The sequence below is a fragment of the Enterobacter sp. Y17 genome, assembly GCF_019730495.1.
GTDB classification, from domain to species: Bacteria; Pseudomonadota; Gammaproteobacteria; order Enterobacterales; family Enterobacteriaceae; genus Enterobacter; species Enterobacter asburiae_B.
Genome location: NZ_JAASKP010000002.1, coordinates 241,028 through 255,569 on the forward strand (window position 1 = coordinate 241,028; position 14,542 = coordinate 255,569).

14 protein-coding genes are annotated in these 14,542 nt (G+C 58.3%); 10 read left to right on the forward strand and 4 right to left on the reverse strand.

The genetic code is table 11. The features are described from left to right. Positions 1–69: 69 nt before the first annotated feature. Entirely contained in the window at positions 70–1,548 is a 1,479-nt protein-coding gene (tolC, locus tag HCH49_RS15490; RefSeq protein WP_033146662.1) for an outer membrane channel protein TolC, read from the reverse strand. Positions 1,549–1,752: 204 nt separating this feature from the next. On the opposite strand from tolC, the gene nudF reads away from it, so the two are divergent. Genes nudF through parE form a run of 5 tightly spaced genes read left to right on the forward strand, consistent with a single transcriptional unit; the run spans position 1,753 to position 6,161 of the window. Next, entirely contained in the window at positions 1,753–2,385 is a 633-nt protein-coding gene (nudF, locus tag HCH49_RS15495) for an ADP-ribose diphosphatase (protein ID WP_023333429.1), read from the forward strand. Further along, positions 2,382–2,804 (forward strand): DUF1249 family protein, encoded by a 423-nt coding sequence (locus tag HCH49_RS15500; RefSeq protein ID WP_003862516.1) that lies wholly within the window; start codon positions 2,382–2,384, stop codon positions 2,802–2,804. The genes nudF and HCH49_RS15500 overlap by 4 nt, the downstream gene beginning before the upstream one ends. A gap of 27 nt (positions 2,805–2,831) precedes the next feature. Continuing rightward, positions 2,832–3,659, forward strand: coding sequence for a 3',5'-cyclic-AMP phosphodiesterase (cpdA, locus tag HCH49_RS15505; protein WP_024906493.1), 828 nt, complete (start codon positions 2,832–2,834; stop codon positions 3,657–3,659). After that, positions 3,659–4,240, forward strand: coding sequence for an esterase YqiA (gene yqiA, locus HCH49_RS15510; protein ID WP_008502976.1), 582 nt, complete (start codon positions 3,659–3,661; stop codon positions 4,238–4,240). Before cpdA ends, yqiA begins: the two co-directional genes overlap by 1 nt. A gap of 28 nt (positions 4,241–4,268) precedes the next feature. Further along, positions 4,269–6,161, forward strand: coding sequence for a DNA topoisomerase IV subunit B (gene parE, locus HCH49_RS15515; RefSeq protein WP_029740698.1), 1,893 nt, complete (start codon positions 4,269–4,271; stop codon positions 6,159–6,161). Positions 6,162–6,244: 83 nt separating this feature from the next. On the opposite strand, the gene HCH49_RS15520 is transcribed toward parE, so the two are convergent. After that, positions 6,245–8,386, reverse strand: a complete 2,142-nt coding sequence (locus HCH49_RS15520; RefSeq protein ID WP_221702958.1) for a TonB-dependent siderophore receptor — start codon at positions 8,384–8,386, stop codon at positions 6,245–6,247. A 386-nt stretch (positions 8,387–8,772) separates the two neighbouring features. Between HCH49_RS15520 and HCH49_RS15525 the strand changes: the two genes are divergently transcribed. The 5 genes from HCH49_RS15525 to HCH49_RS15545 are packed head-to-tail and all read left to right on the forward strand — an operon-like array spanning position 8,773 to position 13,446. Further along, complete coding sequence (locus HCH49_RS15525) at positions 8,773–9,585, forward strand: ABC transporter ATP-binding protein (protein WP_033146660.1); 813 nt, start codon at positions 8,773–8,775, stop codon at positions 9,583–9,585. Then, entirely contained in the window at positions 9,582–10,565 is a 984-nt protein-coding gene (locus HCH49_RS15530; RefSeq protein ID WP_033146659.1) for a FecCD family ABC transporter permease, read from the forward strand. The genes HCH49_RS15525 and HCH49_RS15530 overlap by 4 nt, the downstream gene beginning before the upstream one ends. Then, positions 10,562–11,602 carry an iron ABC transporter permease gene (locus tag HCH49_RS15535; RefSeq protein ID WP_221702959.1) on the forward strand — a complete coding sequence of 347 codons (1,041 nt, stop codon included), beginning with the start codon at positions 10,562–10,564 and terminating at the stop codon, positions 11,600–11,602. The genes HCH49_RS15530 and HCH49_RS15535 overlap by 4 nt, the downstream gene beginning before the upstream one ends. A 9-nt stretch (positions 11,603–11,611) precedes the next feature. Next, positions 11,612–12,562, forward strand: coding sequence for an iron-siderophore ABC transporter substrate-binding protein (locus tag HCH49_RS15540; protein ID WP_221702960.1), 951 nt, complete (start codon positions 11,612–11,614; stop codon positions 12,560–12,562). Continuing rightward, the gene (locus tag HCH49_RS15545) at positions 12,559–13,446 is read left to right on the forward strand and encodes a MurR/RpiR family transcriptional regulator (protein WP_033146656.1); all 888 of its coding nucleotides are present in this window, start codon (positions 12,559–12,561) and stop codon (positions 13,444–13,446) included. Before HCH49_RS15540 ends, HCH49_RS15545 begins: the two co-directional genes overlap by 4 nt. An 83-nt stretch (positions 13,447–13,529) precedes the next feature. Here the strand turns inward: HCH49_RS15545 and HCH49_RS15550 are convergent, their stop codons facing one another. Together HCH49_RS15550 and HCH49_RS15555 are read right to left on the reverse strand one after the other, a co-directional pair. Then, positions 13,530–13,844, reverse strand: a complete 315-nt coding sequence (locus HCH49_RS15550) for a putative quinol monooxygenase (RefSeq protein ID WP_008502984.1) — start codon at positions 13,842–13,844, stop codon at positions 13,530–13,532. 31 nt (positions 13,845–13,875) lie between these two features. Next, entirely contained in the window at positions 13,876–14,457 is a 582-nt protein-coding gene (locus HCH49_RS15555) for an NAD(P)H-dependent oxidoreductase (RefSeq protein ID WP_023333418.1), read from the reverse strand. Positions 14,458–14,542 lie beyond the last annotated feature (85 nt).

The window sequence follows — 14,542 nt, forward strand, 5'->3', positions numbered from 1 at the left end:
TGCGCCCCTCTCCCTGTGGGAGAGGGGCGGGGTGGAGGGCATCAGGCCGCAGTGGGCCTGATAACACTCTTAGTTACGGAACGGATTATTGCCTTTGCTGGCGGATGTAGTGGTACGCGCAGCGGCCGGCTGTGCCGCAGGGGTGCTACTGTTAGCGTTGAAGTTATCAACCGCGGCAACCTGCTCCGGGTTCTCCGGCGCAACGCTGTCCGGAGAGGTGGAGACCGGTTTGCCCAGCGCGCTGTTCAGCATCTGCAGGTCTTGCTCGTTCAGCGTACCCAAAGCCTGTTTGATGTTCAGCTGGTTAATCAGGTACTGGTAGCGCGCGCTGGAGAGCTGCTGTTTCGCGTTGTACAGCGTGGTGGTCGCGTCGAGCACGTCAACGATAGTACGTGTACCGACCGAGTAGCCCGCTTCCATCGCATCCAGGGAGCTCTGTGCAGACACAACGGCCTGTTTATAGGCGTTGATGCTGCTGATTGAGGCGTTCACGTTGTTGAAGGAGGAACGCACGGTCTGCACCACGTTGCGGTGGGCGCTTTCCAGCTGCTCGCTCGCGCCAACAAAGTTGTACTGCGCCTGTTTCACCTGAGAGTTGACCTGACCGCCCTGATATAGCGGCAGGGAGAAGCTCAGACCCACTTTATTCTGACCCATATTGCTGTCGTCATACTGGGACGTATTGGTTTTAGAGCCGCTATAGGACGTATCAGAGACACCGGTAGACGCGCTCAGGCTCAGGGTTGGCAGATGGCCGTCCTGCGCCTGACGAATTTGCTCGCGGGCCAGGTCCTGGCTCAGACGCGCCTGCAGCAAACTCAGGTTGCGGTTTTCCGCCTCTTTCAGCAGGGCGTTAACGGCCTGCGGTTTATCCGTTTTAAAGCTGTCCACGTTCAGCGACGCCAGCTCAGGATAGTAATTCCCGGTGACCTGACGCAGGGATTCCAGCGCGTTGTCGAGGTTGTTACGCGCGGTCACTTCGTTAGCCAGCACGGTGTCGTACTGTGAACGGGCGTTCTGCACGTCGGTGATCGCGACCAGGCCCACGTTGAAACGCTGGGTGGTTTGATCTAACTGGCGGTAAATCGCCTGTTTCTGCGCTTCGGTGTAGGAGAGTGCGTCAATCGCGCTCAGCACGTTGAAGTACGCCGTGGCGGTGTTCAGGATCAGCGTCTGCTGGTCGGTCTGATAGGTCACATCCTGGATACCCGCGCTCTTTTCCTGCAGGGTCAGGGCGCGCCATTTGGACATATCAAACAGCGTCTGTGTCAATTGCAGTGAGGCGCTGGTAGCATTGGAGTTTACGCCGTTAGCGTCGCGGAAACCGTTGCTGTAGGTATAATCTGCACCTAAACCTAACTGTGGCAGCAAGGGGCTACGCGCTTCGTTAATCTTTTCAAACGCAGCATCACGATCGGCCGCTGATTTACGTAAATCAGGGTTGCCCAGACGTGCCTGCTGGTAGACCTGTAACAGGTTTTCCGCCTGGCTCATTGCACTGAAGCCCGTCAGGCTCAGGCCGATAAGGATGGGGAGCAATTTCTTCATTTGCATTCCTTGTTGTGAAGCAGTATTAGCGCTGATCTAATTAAAAAATAATTGCCGATTCTAACAGAATCTTCCATACCAAAAGGTTGGCGTAACGTGCCATCTGGCGGTAATTTGCACCAATCTACCATATAGCCTTACAAACGGCAGCCAAACAGCCTTGAAATTCACAATTTCATCACCATTGCTACCAGGACTCGACTCATGCAAAAACCAGAAAAGTTGCCCGTGACATTCGCCAAAAACGATGTAGAAATTATTGCACGAGAAACGCTTTATAGCGGTTTTTTTTCAATGGATCTTTACCGTTTCAGGCATCGCCTGTTTAACGGGGAAATGAGCGGCGAAATCAGACGCGAAATTTTTGAGCGCGGGCATGCGGCAGTCTTGCTACCCTTTGACCCAGTGCGTGACGAAGTTGTGCTGGTGGAGCAGATCCGCATCGCCGCTTATGACGTCAGTGAGAGCCCGTGGCTGCTGGAGATGGTGGCCGGGATGATCGAAGAAGGTGAGTCTGTTGAAGACGTCGCCCGTCGCGAGGCGCTGGAAGAGGCCGGGCTGGTGGTGGGCCGTACAAAACCGGTGCTGAGCTATCTGGCAAGCCCGGGCGGTACCAGCGAGCGCTTGTCCATAATGGTGGGCGAAGTGGACGCCACGACGGCGGAAGGGATCCACGGTCTGGCAGATGAAAACGAAGATATTCGGGTTCATGTGGTGAGCCGGGAACAGGCTTATCAGTGGGTAGAAGAGGGGAAAATCGACAACGCAGCGTCTGTCATCGCCCTGCAATGGCTGCAGCTGCATTATCAGACATTACGAAACGAGTGGAAAAAATGAAGCGCTATACACCTGACTTCCCAGAAATGATGCGCCTGTGCGAAACCAATTTCGCACAATTGCGCCGCCTGCTGCCGCGAAACGACGCACCCGGCGAAACGGTAAGCTATCAGGTGAGCAACGCGCAGTATCGGTTAACGATAACAGAATCAACGCGCTACACTACGCTGGTGGAGATTGAGCAAACGGCACCCAGCATTAGCTACTGGAGCCTGCCGTCGATGACGGTGCGTCTCTATCACGACGCGATGGTCGCTGAAGTGTGTTCAAGCCAGCAGATCTTTCGCTTCAAGGCGCGGTATGATTACCCGAATAAAAAGTTGCATCAACGCGACGAAAAGCATCAAATTAACCAGTTTTTAGCCGACTGGCTAAGATATTGTTTAGCACATGGAGCAATGGCGATTCCGGTTTGTTAGCGTCATAAACCTACCTAAGGACACCATTTGGAAAGCCTGTTGAACCTGACTGTTGCTGGTGGGGCGCCAGTCAGGATATTACAAATCACCGATACCCACCTTTTTGCCGAAAAGCATGAAACGCTACTGGGGGTCAACACCTGGGAGAGTTATCAGGCGGTACTTAGCGCCATTCACGCTGAAAACCGTGCATGCGATCTGATTGTCGCAACGGGCGATCTGGCGCAGGATCAGTCCTCCGCGGCCTACCAGCATTTTGCTGAAGGCATCGCGAGCTTTAGCGTGCCTTGCGTCTGGCTGCCGGGAAACCATGACTTCCAGCCCGCCATGTACAGCTCTCTTCAGGATGCGGGAATTTCTCCGGCGAAATGTGTTTTTGCGGGTGAACAGTGGCAGATCCTGCTGCTCGATAGCCAGGTGTTTGGCGTCCCGCACGGTGAGTTAAGCGAGTTTCAGCTCGACTGGCTTGAGACCAAACTGGCTGCTGAACCTGAACGTCACACGCTGCTGTTGCTTCATCATCATCCTCTGCCGGCGGGCTGCAGCTGGCTCGATCAGCACAGCCTGCGCAACTCCGCGGCGCTGGATCGCGTGCTGGCGAAGTTCCCGCGGGTGAAAAATCTGCTGTGTGGACATATTCATCAGGAACAGGATCTCGACTGGAACGGGCGCCGCATGCTGGCGACGCCGTCGACCTGCGTTCAGTTTAAGCCGCACTGCGCCAACTTTACGCTGGATACCATCGCGCCAGGCTGGCGCTGGCTGGAACTGCATGCCGACGGCACGCTGACCACGGAAGTCTGCCGTTTGACCGGTGCAAAATTCCGCCCGGATACCGCTTCAGAAGGCTATTGATGTCTACGCTCCTTTATCTGCACGGATTCAACAGCTCGCCGCGCTCTGCAAAAGCGACACAGTTTCGCCAGTGGCTGAGCGAGCATCACCCCGACGTTGAGATGATTATCCCGCAGCTGCCGCCTTACCCGGCAGAGGCCGCGGAGATGCTGGAATCTATTGTGCTTGCGCACGGCGGCGAAACCTTCGGTGTGGTCGGTTCATCCCTGGGCGGGTACTACGCCACCTGGCTCTCACAATGCTTCATGCTGCCCGCCGTTGTGGTTAATCCGGCGGTACGGCCATTTGAGCTGCTGAGGGACTTTCTTGGCGAAAACGAGAACCCCTACACCGGGCAGCAATATGTGCTAGAGTCACGCCATATTTACGATCTCAAAGTTATGCAGGTCGACCCGCTTGAGGCACCGGATCTCATCTGGCTGCTGCAACAGACGGGTGATGAAGTGCTGGATTACCGCCAGGCAGTGGCGTATTACGCCTCCTGCCGCCAGACTATAGAAGAGGGCGGAAACCATGCTTTCACGGGCTTTGAGAATCATTTCACCCAGATTGTCGATTTTCTTGGACTGCACAGCCACTGACAATCAATGCGAATTGCTAGTTTAAATCATGACGCAAACCTATAACGCTGATGCCATTGAGGTCCTCACCGGGCTTGAGCCGGTTCGCCGCCGCCCGGGGATGTACACCGATACGACGCGCCCAAACCATCTGGGCCAGGAAGTTATTGATAACAGTGTGGACGAAGCGCTGGCGGGCCATGCCAAACGCGTTGACGTCATTCTGCACGCCGATCAGTCGCTGGAAGTCATCGACGACGGGCGCGGCATGCCGGTGGATATCCACCCGGAAGAGGGCGTGCCTGCCGTTGAGCTGATCCTCTGTCGCCTGCACGCAGGCGGTAAGTTCTCCAACAAGAACTACCAGTTCTCCGGTGGTCTGCACGGCGTGGGCATTTCCGTGGTGAACGCTCTGTCCAAACGCGTGGAAGTGAACGTCCGTCGCGATGGTCAGGTGTACAACATCGCGTTTGAAAACGGCGATAAGGTGCAGGATCTGCAGGTTGTCGGCACGTGCGGCAAACGCAACACCGGCACCAGCGTCCACTTCTGGCCTGACGAAAGCTTCTTCGACAGCCCGCGTTTTTCCGTTTCTCGCCTGACGCACCTGCTGAAAGCCAAAGCGGTGCTGTGTCCGGGCGTGGAAATCACCTTTACCGATCACGTTAACAATACCGCACAAACCTGGTGCTACGCCGACGGTCTGAACGACTACCTGTGCGAAGCGGTAAACGGACTGCCGACGCTGCCGGAAAAACCGTTTGTCGGTAACTTTAGCGGCGATACCGAAGCCGTGGACTGGGCGCTGCTGTGGCTGCCGGAAGGCGGCGAGCTGCTGACCGAAAGCTACGTCAACCTGATCCCAACCATGCTCGGCGGTACGCACGTCAACGGCCTGCGTCAGGGGCTGCTGGACGCGATGCGTGAGTTCTGCGAATACCGCAACATCCTGCCGCGCGGCGTGAAGCTGTCGGCGGAAGATATCTGGGATCGCTGCGCCTACGTGCTCTCCGTGAAGATGCAGGATCCGCAGTTTGCCGGTCAGACCAAAGAGCGCCTGTCGTCACGTCAGTGCGCGGCGTTCGTCTCCGGCGTGGTGAAAGATGCGTTTACCCTGTGGCTGAACCAGAACGTTCAGGCGGCAGAGATGCTGGCCGAAATGGCCATTTCCAGCGCCCAGCGTCGTTTGCGTGCCGCGAAGAAAGTTGTGCGTAAAAAGCTGACCAGCGGCCCTGCGCTGCCGGGCAAGCTGGCGGACTGTACCGCGCAGGATCTCAACCGTACCGAGCTGTTCCTCGTGGAAGGGGACTCGGCGGGCGGATCGGCCAAGCAGGCGCGCGATCGTGAATATCAGGCGATCATGCCGCTCAAGGGTAAGATCCTGAATACCTGGGAAGTCTCTTCTGATGAAGTGCTGGCCTCGCAGGAAGTGCACGATATTTCGGTGGCGATCGGCATCGATCCGGACAGCGACGATCTGAGCCAGCTGCGCTACGGCAAGATCTGTATCCTCGCGGATGCGGACTCCGATGGTCTGCACATCGCCACGCTGCTGTGCGCGCTGTTCGTGAAGCACTTCAAAACGCTGGTGAAAAACGGTCACGTCCACGTGGCGCTGCCGCCGCTCTACCGTATCGACCTCGGCAAAGAGGTTTACTACGCGCTGACGGAAGAAGAGAAAGCGGGCGTGCTGGAACAGCTGAAGCGCAAGAAGGGCAAACCGAACGTGCAGCGCTTTAAAGGGCTGGGCGAGATGAACCCGATGCAGCTTCGCGAAACGACGCTGGATCCGAACACGCGCCGTCTGGTGCAGCTGACGATCAGCGACGAAGACGAGCAGCAAACCAACGCCATGATGGATATGCTCCTTGCCAAGAAACGTTCGGAAGACCGACGCAACTGGCTGCAGGAGAAAGGCGATATGGCGGATATTGAGGCCTGATGCCCTCACCCTAACCCTCTCCCGCCGGGAGAGGGAATGGTTCGTAGGCCCGGTAAGCGTTAGCGCCACCGGGCTTTTTTACATCAAAACTCCATCTTCACCGTAAACTGCACTTCGCGCGGATCGCCAATCTGGTTGCCCAGGTTGTTGGTCGCAATGGACGACGTGTAGTAGGTCTTATCAAACAGATTTTTCACGTTCAGCTGCAGCGTCACCGGATACTGTAGCTTCATCTTGTACGCCGCAAACGCGTCCGCCACGAAATAGCCCGGCAGATAATAATCCGCACCGTTGGTTGCTGAGCGACGGCTTACGCCGTGCCCGCCGCCGCCCAGCGTCAGGGTATTCCCGGCAAACGCATTGTGAATATCGTAGGTCAGGAACAGGGAGCCGGTATGGCGCGGCACGTTCGGCAGTGGTTTGCCCGCATAGTCCGGGTCTTCCAGCACCTTCGCGTCGGTATAGCCGTAGCTGGCGATAATGTTGGTGTTCTCGGTCAGCGACCCGGCGAGATCCACCTCCACGCCCTGAGAACGCACGCGGCCTGCGGTTTTAGCGACGGTTTCATCACCTACGCTCTCGGTATACAGCACGTTGCGCTTGTGAATATCAAACAGCGCGATATTGGCGGTAATGCCGTCGAACAGATCAAACTTAGCGCCGATTTCATACGCGTTCGACGTTTCCGGCGGCAGGTCGCCAATATAGCTCGCAATGGACGACTGCGGCATAAACGTCTGGGAATAGTTGGCAAACAGCGAGACCGCCGGGGTGAGCTTATACACAAAACCCAGCTTCGGCGTCCACTGGTCGTCGCGGCTGTCGGTGTTCACGTTAAACGGACGGCCTTTCCCCGCGTACTGGGTGTAATACTGATAGCGCATTCCGGCGACGGCGATCCACTTATCGGTCAGGTACAGCGCGTCCTGCGCGTAGGCGGAGTAGCTTTCCTGCTTAATGGTTTGATCGCTGTCGGATGCCGAGACGGTGGTGCACTTGCCGAGGCTGCCGTAGCTCGGGTGGTAAATATTGAAGTCCTTAACGTTCTTACAGCGGATCATATCCGTACGCAGCAGATCGTAATTCTCATACGACACGCCGGTCAGGATCTCATTGTAAAAGCCCGCGATGTCCACGTTCCCCTGCAGATCCGCGCGCGTCGTGTGCATACGCTGGGTCGAGCCCTGGGTCGCATCCACGCGGCGGGTCAGGTTGCCGGTTTTAGAATCGTAGGCCATCACGCGGGCCTGGTTATCGCTGTATTTATCCTGGCTGTAGCTGTAGTCGAGCTTCGCGGTCCACTGGCTGTTGAGGCGATACTCCGCGTTGAGCTGAGCGAGATCGGACTGGCCGTCGGTCACGTTAAACGGTTCGTCGAAGCGGGTTTTACGATCGACGTTGACGGCCTTTTTGGTGTTGAGATCGAAGATCGTTCCGCGATCGAACGGCGTTTTATAGTCGCGATGCGAATAGAGCACGGTCACGGTGGCGTCATCGCCAAACCAGGTCAGCGACGGAGCGATAAAGGTGCTGCGTTCGTTGCCGAAATTACGCCAGTAATCCTCGTCCTGATATTCGCCCGTCAGGCGATACGCCAGGCGCGTGCCGTCAATCGGGCCGGTAACATCGATCTGTCCGGTGCCGCCGCCAAAGCTGGACGAGGTAGCGGAAAGGGAACCGCCGAAGGTCTTCTCCGGGCGTTTGGTGACGACGTTAATCAGGCCGCCCGGATCGAGAATGCCGTAGAGCGTCGAGGCCGGGCCTTTCAGCACCTCTACGCGCTCGGTTGCGGCATTAAAGCTGCGCGGCAGCACGGTGCGCAGGCCGTTGGTCATGATCGAGCCGTCGCGGTTCGCGCCAAATCCGCGGCGCACGAAGGCATCCTGCGTGCCGCCCAGGGTGTTGGTCTGCACCACGTTGCTGACGTTATAGAGCGCTTCATCCAGCGTGGTGGCATGCTGATCCGCCAGCACTTTGTCGCTGACGGTATTGACCACCTGCGGGATGTCCAGCATCGGCATGTTGGTTAACGTCGCGGTGGAGGTATTCAACGGCTGATAGCCATTCGTGGCCTCCGCCGTCGTATTTGGATCGGCGGTGACGGTAAGCGTTTCGCCGTCTTTAGTCGCGGTGTTATCTGCTGCCTGCACCAGCGGCGCCATAAACAGCAGTGAAAAGAGCGCGCGCCCTTTTACCCCAGAGAGTGAAGGTGTGAACGTAGCCATTACATCTGTTATCCCGAAATATCCCGCGAATGACGTTTCGCGGAAAAATGTGTGAGTCATTGCCCTTTACGGTCTGTCCGTTAGCCACGGTGGGCATCGGACATGTAATTGAGAATCATTCAATCATGCGCGAATGTAGTAGTAAATGGAAAAAAGAAAAAATCGACTACAACGTTTAGCCGGGCGTATAAGCGCAGCGGGATGATTATTAATTTATTGAATTAAATGCTTTTTAAAGTCATTGCTTGTTCATTTTTCCTCAGGCTTACCCCTGGTTTTATCAGGGTGTTTCTTCTCTTGACTACTACATGGCGCAGCGTCAAACTCTCAAAAGAGAATGATTTTTATTTATATTTGTTGCGCTTTTTTATTACGTTGGCATTCACGTGGCTCACAACACAAAAAAACCGGGACTGGTTCTGGAGAACCTCTCTGCGGGCTATCAGAAAAAAATCATCGTTGATGATATCTCCCTTGCGATCCCACAGCAGAAAATGACCGTGCTGGTAGGGGCGAACGGCTGCGGAAAATCCACGCTGCTGAGCACCATTGCGCGTTTGCTTCAGCCGCTGGGCGGCGCGGCAGTTCTCGACGGCAAGGCGATCCACGAGCAGCCGACCAAAGCCGTCGCCCGCCAGCTGGGTATCCTGCCGCAGTCTCCGCTGCTCCCGGAAGGGTTGACCGTCTTTGAGCTGGTCTCGCGCGGGCGTTTTCCCTGGCAGAACTTTATGCGCCAGTGGAGCGACGAGGACGAGCTGGCGGTGGAAGAGGCCCTGCGCCTGACCGGCACGGCGGAGTTTGCCCATATGCCGGTGGAAAGCTTATCCGGCGGCCAGCGTCAGCGCTGCTGGATCGCCATGGCGCTGGCGCAGCAAACGCCGTATATCCTGCTTGACGAGCCCACAACGTTTCTCGATCTCCGCTATCAGGTGGAGATCCTGGAACTGCTGCACACCCTGACCCGCCAGCACGGACGTACCGTCGTGGTGGTGCTGCACGATCTCAACTTCGCCGTAAACTACGGCGACTCGCTGGTCTTTTTACGCCAGGGGAAAGTTGCAGGCGTATTGCATGAGGGCGATGCCTGCACGCCGGAGCTGATCAAAGCGGTGTTTGATGTGGACGTGCATATGTCCATAAACCCGTTGACCGGCAAGCCGTTCTTTATGCCGTTTCGCCAGAGTACCGTTCAGCCATGATGCGCTCCTCTCTGGCCTTTCCGATCTTCGCACTGCTGCTGGCGCTGGGTGCGATTATGCATCTGGGCATCGGCGCACGCTTCATCGCCCCGCAGACGGTGGTGGAGGCATTTTTCCATTTCGATCCGCGCAATTTCGACCATAACGTCATTATCAAATTAAGACTGCTGCGCCTCAGCGCCGCGATGGTGACGGGCGCCGCGCTCGGCGTGGCGGGCGTGCTGCTGCAGTCCGTGATCCGCAACCCGCTCGGCGAGCCGCATATTCTGGGGCTCAACGCCGGGGCCGCGCTGGCGGTCGTGATTACCAGCGCGCTTGGGCTGTCGCTGCCGTTTGGGCGCCCGCTCGTTGCCGCCGCCGGTGCCGCCGCGCTGTTTTTGCTGGTGCTGATGTTCTCCTCGTCCGGTCGCACCGGGCTTACGCCGATGAAGGTCACGCTGTGCGGCGTGGCGATGTCGGCGTTTGCCTCGTCGATTACCGCCGCGGTGTTAATCCTCGATGAACAGACGCTGCTCGCCATGCGCACCTGGCTGGCAGGGGACCTGGCCGGGATCAACGTGCAGACGCTCCGGAGCGCCCTGTGGGCTGCAGCAGCCGGTTTTGTTCTCGCCATCGGGCTGTCGCCCTCGCTCAACATGCTGGCGCTGGGAGACCGGATGGCGCAGGGGCTTGGCGTGTCGCTGCTGAAAACCCGCCTGCTTGCCCTGCTGGCCATCGCGCTGCTCTGCGGCGCGGCCGTCTCAATTGCCGGGCCGATTGGCTTTATCGGCCTGGTCGTGCCGCAGCTCATTCGCCGTCTGGTGTCGGTCGATTTACGCGTGATGGTGCCGCTGTCTGCCCTGTGTGGCGCGCTGGTTCTGCTGCTGGCGGATATCGCCGCCCGCACGCTGTTTACGCCCTGGGAGCTGGCAACCGGCATCATGACGGCCCTGGTCGGCGCACCCGTATTCATCTTTATGGCATCGAGGATGTTCAAATGAACCGGGCCGGATTCCGCGCGATCCGTATTGGCCGTTTATCGGCGCTGGTTCGCCCGAGGGCGCTGGCCTGCCTGACGCTTTTAGCGCTGGTGGCGTTAAGCCTGCTGGGCTTTGGCCTGACGCACGGTTCTCTGCCTGTTCCCATCTCCGCCATCGGGCGCGCGCTGTTTTCTCCTGAGAGCCTGACGGCGGAGACGCGCTACATCGTGATGGATATCCGCCTGCCGCGCCTGCTGATGGCGGTGCTGTGCGGCGCGATGCTCGGCATGGCGGGGGCGGCAATGCAGTCCATCACCCGCAATGGTCTGGCCGATCCCGGGCTTATTGGCGTGAAGGAGGGCTGTAGCGCGGCGGTACTGCTGCTGATTTTTCAGTTCCCGGCGCTGGGCCTGGCCTGGCGTCCGCTGGTCGGCATGGCCGGTGGGCTGCTTACCGCGCTGCTGGTTATCGGCCTGGCGCGCGATATCTCGCGCCCGCGGTTTATCCTGATCGGCATCGGCGTGTCGTGGGCGTTTGCCGCCGCAATGGGCGTCTTTATCACCACCGCCGACGTGCGGGACGTGCAGACGGCGATGCTGTGGCTGGCGGGAAGCCTGCATGCGGCAAACTGGACGCTGGTGGGGTTAGCCGCGCTCTGGGCTGCCCCCGCGTTTGCGCTGCTGCTGTTTACCGCACGGGCTGCGGACGTGGCGTTGCTTGGCAATCAGGCCGCCGCGGGCCTTGGCGTGCGCATAACCCGGCTGGCGCTGCTGCGGGTTCTCGCCCCGGTGGTGCTGACGGCGGCCTGCGTCTCGTGCGTGGGCAGTATTGGTTTCGTGGGGCTTATTGCCCCGCATATGGCGCGCCTGCTGCTGCGCGGTGGGCAAACCGCGCTCCTGACGGGAAGCGCCGTGCTGGGCGCGCTACTGGTGCTGCTGGCGGATAACGTCGGACGTCTGGCGTTCCTCCCGCTGCAGCTGCCGGCGGGAATTGTGATTTCACTGATTGGCGGACCGTTTTTCCTGCTGCTGCTCTGGCAGCGTCGGGACAGATTTTAGGGGACTAAAATGCGCGTAGTGTTTTCGATGCTGTTGCTGGTGGGGTTCGCGGTGGGTGCGGCGGAGCCGACGCAGACGTTTACTGACGATCTTAACCGAAAAGTGGTGGTACCGGTTCATCCGAAACGGATTGTCTCTTTACACGATCTGGATATCACCATTCCGCTGATTGAGCTTGGCGTGCCGCCGGTGGCAAGCCATGGCCGCACGCGGCCGGACGGCAGCCACTTTCTGCGCTCCAGCGGCATGTTGACCGGCGTCGACTTCGATAATTCCGACATTACATTTATCGGCACGGCCGATATCGACATTGAAGCCATCGCCGCCGCAAAGCCTGACCTAATTATTACCGAGCCGACCCGCAACACCCCGCTGGAACAGCTGGCGAAAATTGCCCCGACGGTGAGTATCGATCATCTCGACGGCGGCGCGCCGGAGATCTACCGCAAGCTGGCTCAGCTGACGGGAACGCAGGCGCGGCTCAAGATTCTGGAGCGGCGCTATCAGGAGCAGATTAAGGCCCTGAAGGCGGCTATTGATACCCGCAAGGTGACCGTGTCCGTGATTCAGGCGAATCAGGGAAAGATTAATGCCATGCACAGCTACCACTCGCTGGGCCGCGTGTTGCGCGACGCCGGGTTCATCTTCCCGCCGCTGATTGAGTCCATCCCGGACGGAGGGCGCATCGACGTCAGCGCCGAGCGCCTGCCGGAGCTGGATGCCGATTTCGTCTTCGCCACCTGGCGCGGGGATACGGGCGGTAAACCGCAGGACGAGCTGGCGGCGATGGATGCGGTCATGCCGGGCTGGTGTCAGTTCCTGAATGCCTGCAGAACCGGGCATTACGTGCTGATCTCGCGTGAAGAGGCCATCTCGAATTCGTACGCCTCGTTAGGGCTGATGGCCGCGCAGGTGCAGTCGCAGATTGCCGGGCGTCCGCTGCCGGAGGCGTCACGGTGATCCGCAAAGAGAAAGGGCGCGTGGATGTCTATGGTGACCGCTTTCGCGCGCGTGCGCATCAGCTGACGCCGCGTCTGCTGCAGGTTGCACGCTATATCCATGACAACCGCGAAGCGGTGATGGAACAGACCGCAATGGAGATCGCGACGCTGTTGAAAACATCGGATGCCACGGTAGTCCGCGCCATTCAGGCGCTGGGTTTCGCCGGGCTGCGCGATCTCAAGCAAACGCTGGAGCAGTGGTTTGGTCCGGTGGTCACCTCCAGCGAAAAGATGTCCACCACGGTGAATACGCTCGCCAGCGACGTTAACGCGAGCATTGATTTCGTGCTGGAGGGGCATCAGCACACCTGCGAGGTGTTATCCGAACCCCACAACCGCTACGCGATGGCCCAGGCGGTCTCTCTGCTGGCGCAGGCGAGGCAGGTCGCCATATTTGGCATTGGCGCCTCCGGCATTCTGGCCGAGTACACCGCCAGGCTGTTCAGTCGCATGGGGTTACCCGCCACGCCGCTTAACCGTACCGGAATAGGGCTTGCCGAGCAGCTGATTGCGCTTCAGCGCGGCGACGTGCTGGTGATGATGGCGCAGAAATCCGCGCACCGGGAGGGGCAAACCACGCTGCGTGAAGCAAAACGTCTGGGCATTCCAACTATATTGCTGACCAACGCCCTCGATTCGCGTTTCAGCAAGGAGGCCAGCGTGGTGATCCACGTTCCGCGCGGCGGCGAAAAAGGCAAAATTCCGCTCCACGGCACGGTACTGCTGTGTCTGGAGATGATCATTTTATCCGTCGCCTCCACCGAGCCGCAGCGCACCATCAAGTCGATGAAGCGCATCAACGAGCTACACCGTGGGTTAAAGCCGGGGAAGAAAAGCACCTAAAAACAAAGCCCGGTAGCGCTGACGCTCACCGGGCCTGGATCTGTTCTCCCTCTCCTTTCGGGAGAGGGCGGGGGAGGGGAAACTTAAACCCCTTGCTCCAGAATGCGGATGTGGGTTTCCAGCACGTCACCCTTCACCGCGTCGCTCCACGCTTTCATGTGCGCGGTCTGCAGGTGCGCTTCAAGATGCGCGACGGTTTCCCACTGCTCAACCATGATGATCGAGTCTGGCGCGGTCGCCTGGAAGCTGGCGTCAGTGGCGGCATCCACCATCGGCGCGTAGCCGTGGCAGCCTTCTTCTTTCAGTACGGTCGGGATAATTTTCGCGAACTGATCCAGCACCGCCTGACGGTGATGTTGACCTGGACGAGTACGGATTTCTGCGATTACGGTAAGCATGTTTACTACTCCTTTAATTCCAGGCTACCAGTTAAGCAAAAATTTCCGCGAGATGCTTGCGATATTCTGCGATATAGCTCGGGACGTCAGGCATTTTAATCACGTCGTTGACGATAAAGGTCGGCAGCGGATCCATGCCCAGGAACTGGTTAGCCTTGTGGAACGGCAGGTACGCGCCGTCAACGCCCACGCCTTCGAAGAACTGATCTTTATCGGTGAAGGCTTCCAGCGGGGCGTTCCAGGTCAGCGAGAGCATATATTTTTTGCCCTGAATCAGGCCGCCCGAGCCGTATTTTTTGGAGGCGTCAGAGCGGGTGCGGCCATCGCTGGCATACAGCGAGCCGTGACCTTCTGTGAACACGTCGTCCATGTATTTTTTCACGGTCCACGGCGCGCCCATCCACCAGCCTGGCATCTGCCAGATCACCACGTCAGCCCACAGGAAGTTCTGCACTTCGGCCTTCACGTCGTAGTTGCTGTCCGCGCGCACGACCTTAACATCATGCCCGGCGTCGCGCAGGAAACCGTCCGCGACCTCGGTCAGGGTGTCATTCAGCTGGCCTTTAGAGTGCGCAAATTCTTTTGCACCGTTGATAATCAGGATGTTGCTCATTATTTGTCCTCGATGATGAGAGTATGGCCTGTATTCTACGCGCGAGGACGGTGCGGTAAAATGAGCAAAATGTGCAAAGTCTTTT

Bases quoted from the DNA above. Each gene is read 5' to 3' on its own strand.
- tolC (WP_033146662.1), bottom strand. From the start codon at position 1,548: ATGAAGAAATTGCTCCCCATCCTTATCGGCCTGAGCCTGACGGGCTTC.
- nudF (WP_023333429.1), top strand. From the start codon at position 1,753: ATGCAAAAACCAGAAAAGTTGCCCGTGACATTCGCCAAAAACGATGTA.
- HCH49_RS15500 (WP_003862516.1), top strand. From the start codon at position 2,382: ATGAAGCGCTATACACCTGACTTCCCAGAAATGATGCGCCTGTGCGAA.
- yqiA (WP_008502976.1), top strand. From the start codon at position 3,659: ATGTCTACGCTCCTTTATCTGCACGGATTCAACAGCTCGCCGCGCTCT.
- parE (WP_029740698.1), top strand. From the start codon at position 4,269: ATGACGCAAACCTATAACGCTGATGCCATTGAGGTCCTCACCGGGCTT.
- HCH49_RS15520 (WP_221702958.1), bottom strand. From the start codon at position 8,386: ATGGCTACGTTCACACCTTCACTCTCTGGGGTAAAAGGGCGCGCGCTC.
- HCH49_RS15530 (WP_033146659.1), top strand. From the start codon at position 9,582: ATGATGCGCTCCTCTCTGGCCTTTCCGATCTTCGCACTGCTGCTGGCG.
- HCH49_RS15535 (WP_221702959.1), top strand. From the start codon at position 10,562: ATGAACCGGGCCGGATTCCGCGCGATCCGTATTGGCCGTTTATCGGCG.
- HCH49_RS15540 (WP_221702960.1), top strand. From the start codon at position 11,612: ATGCGCGTAGTGTTTTCGATGCTGTTGCTGGTGGGGTTCGCGGTGGGT.
- HCH49_RS15550 (WP_008502984.1), bottom strand. From the start codon at position 13,844: ATGCTTACCGTAATCGCAGAAATCCGTACTCGTCCAGGTCAACATCAC.
- HCH49_RS15555 (WP_023333418.1), bottom strand. From the start codon at position 14,457: ATGAGCAACATCCTGATTATCAACGGTGCAAAAGAATTTGCGCACTCT.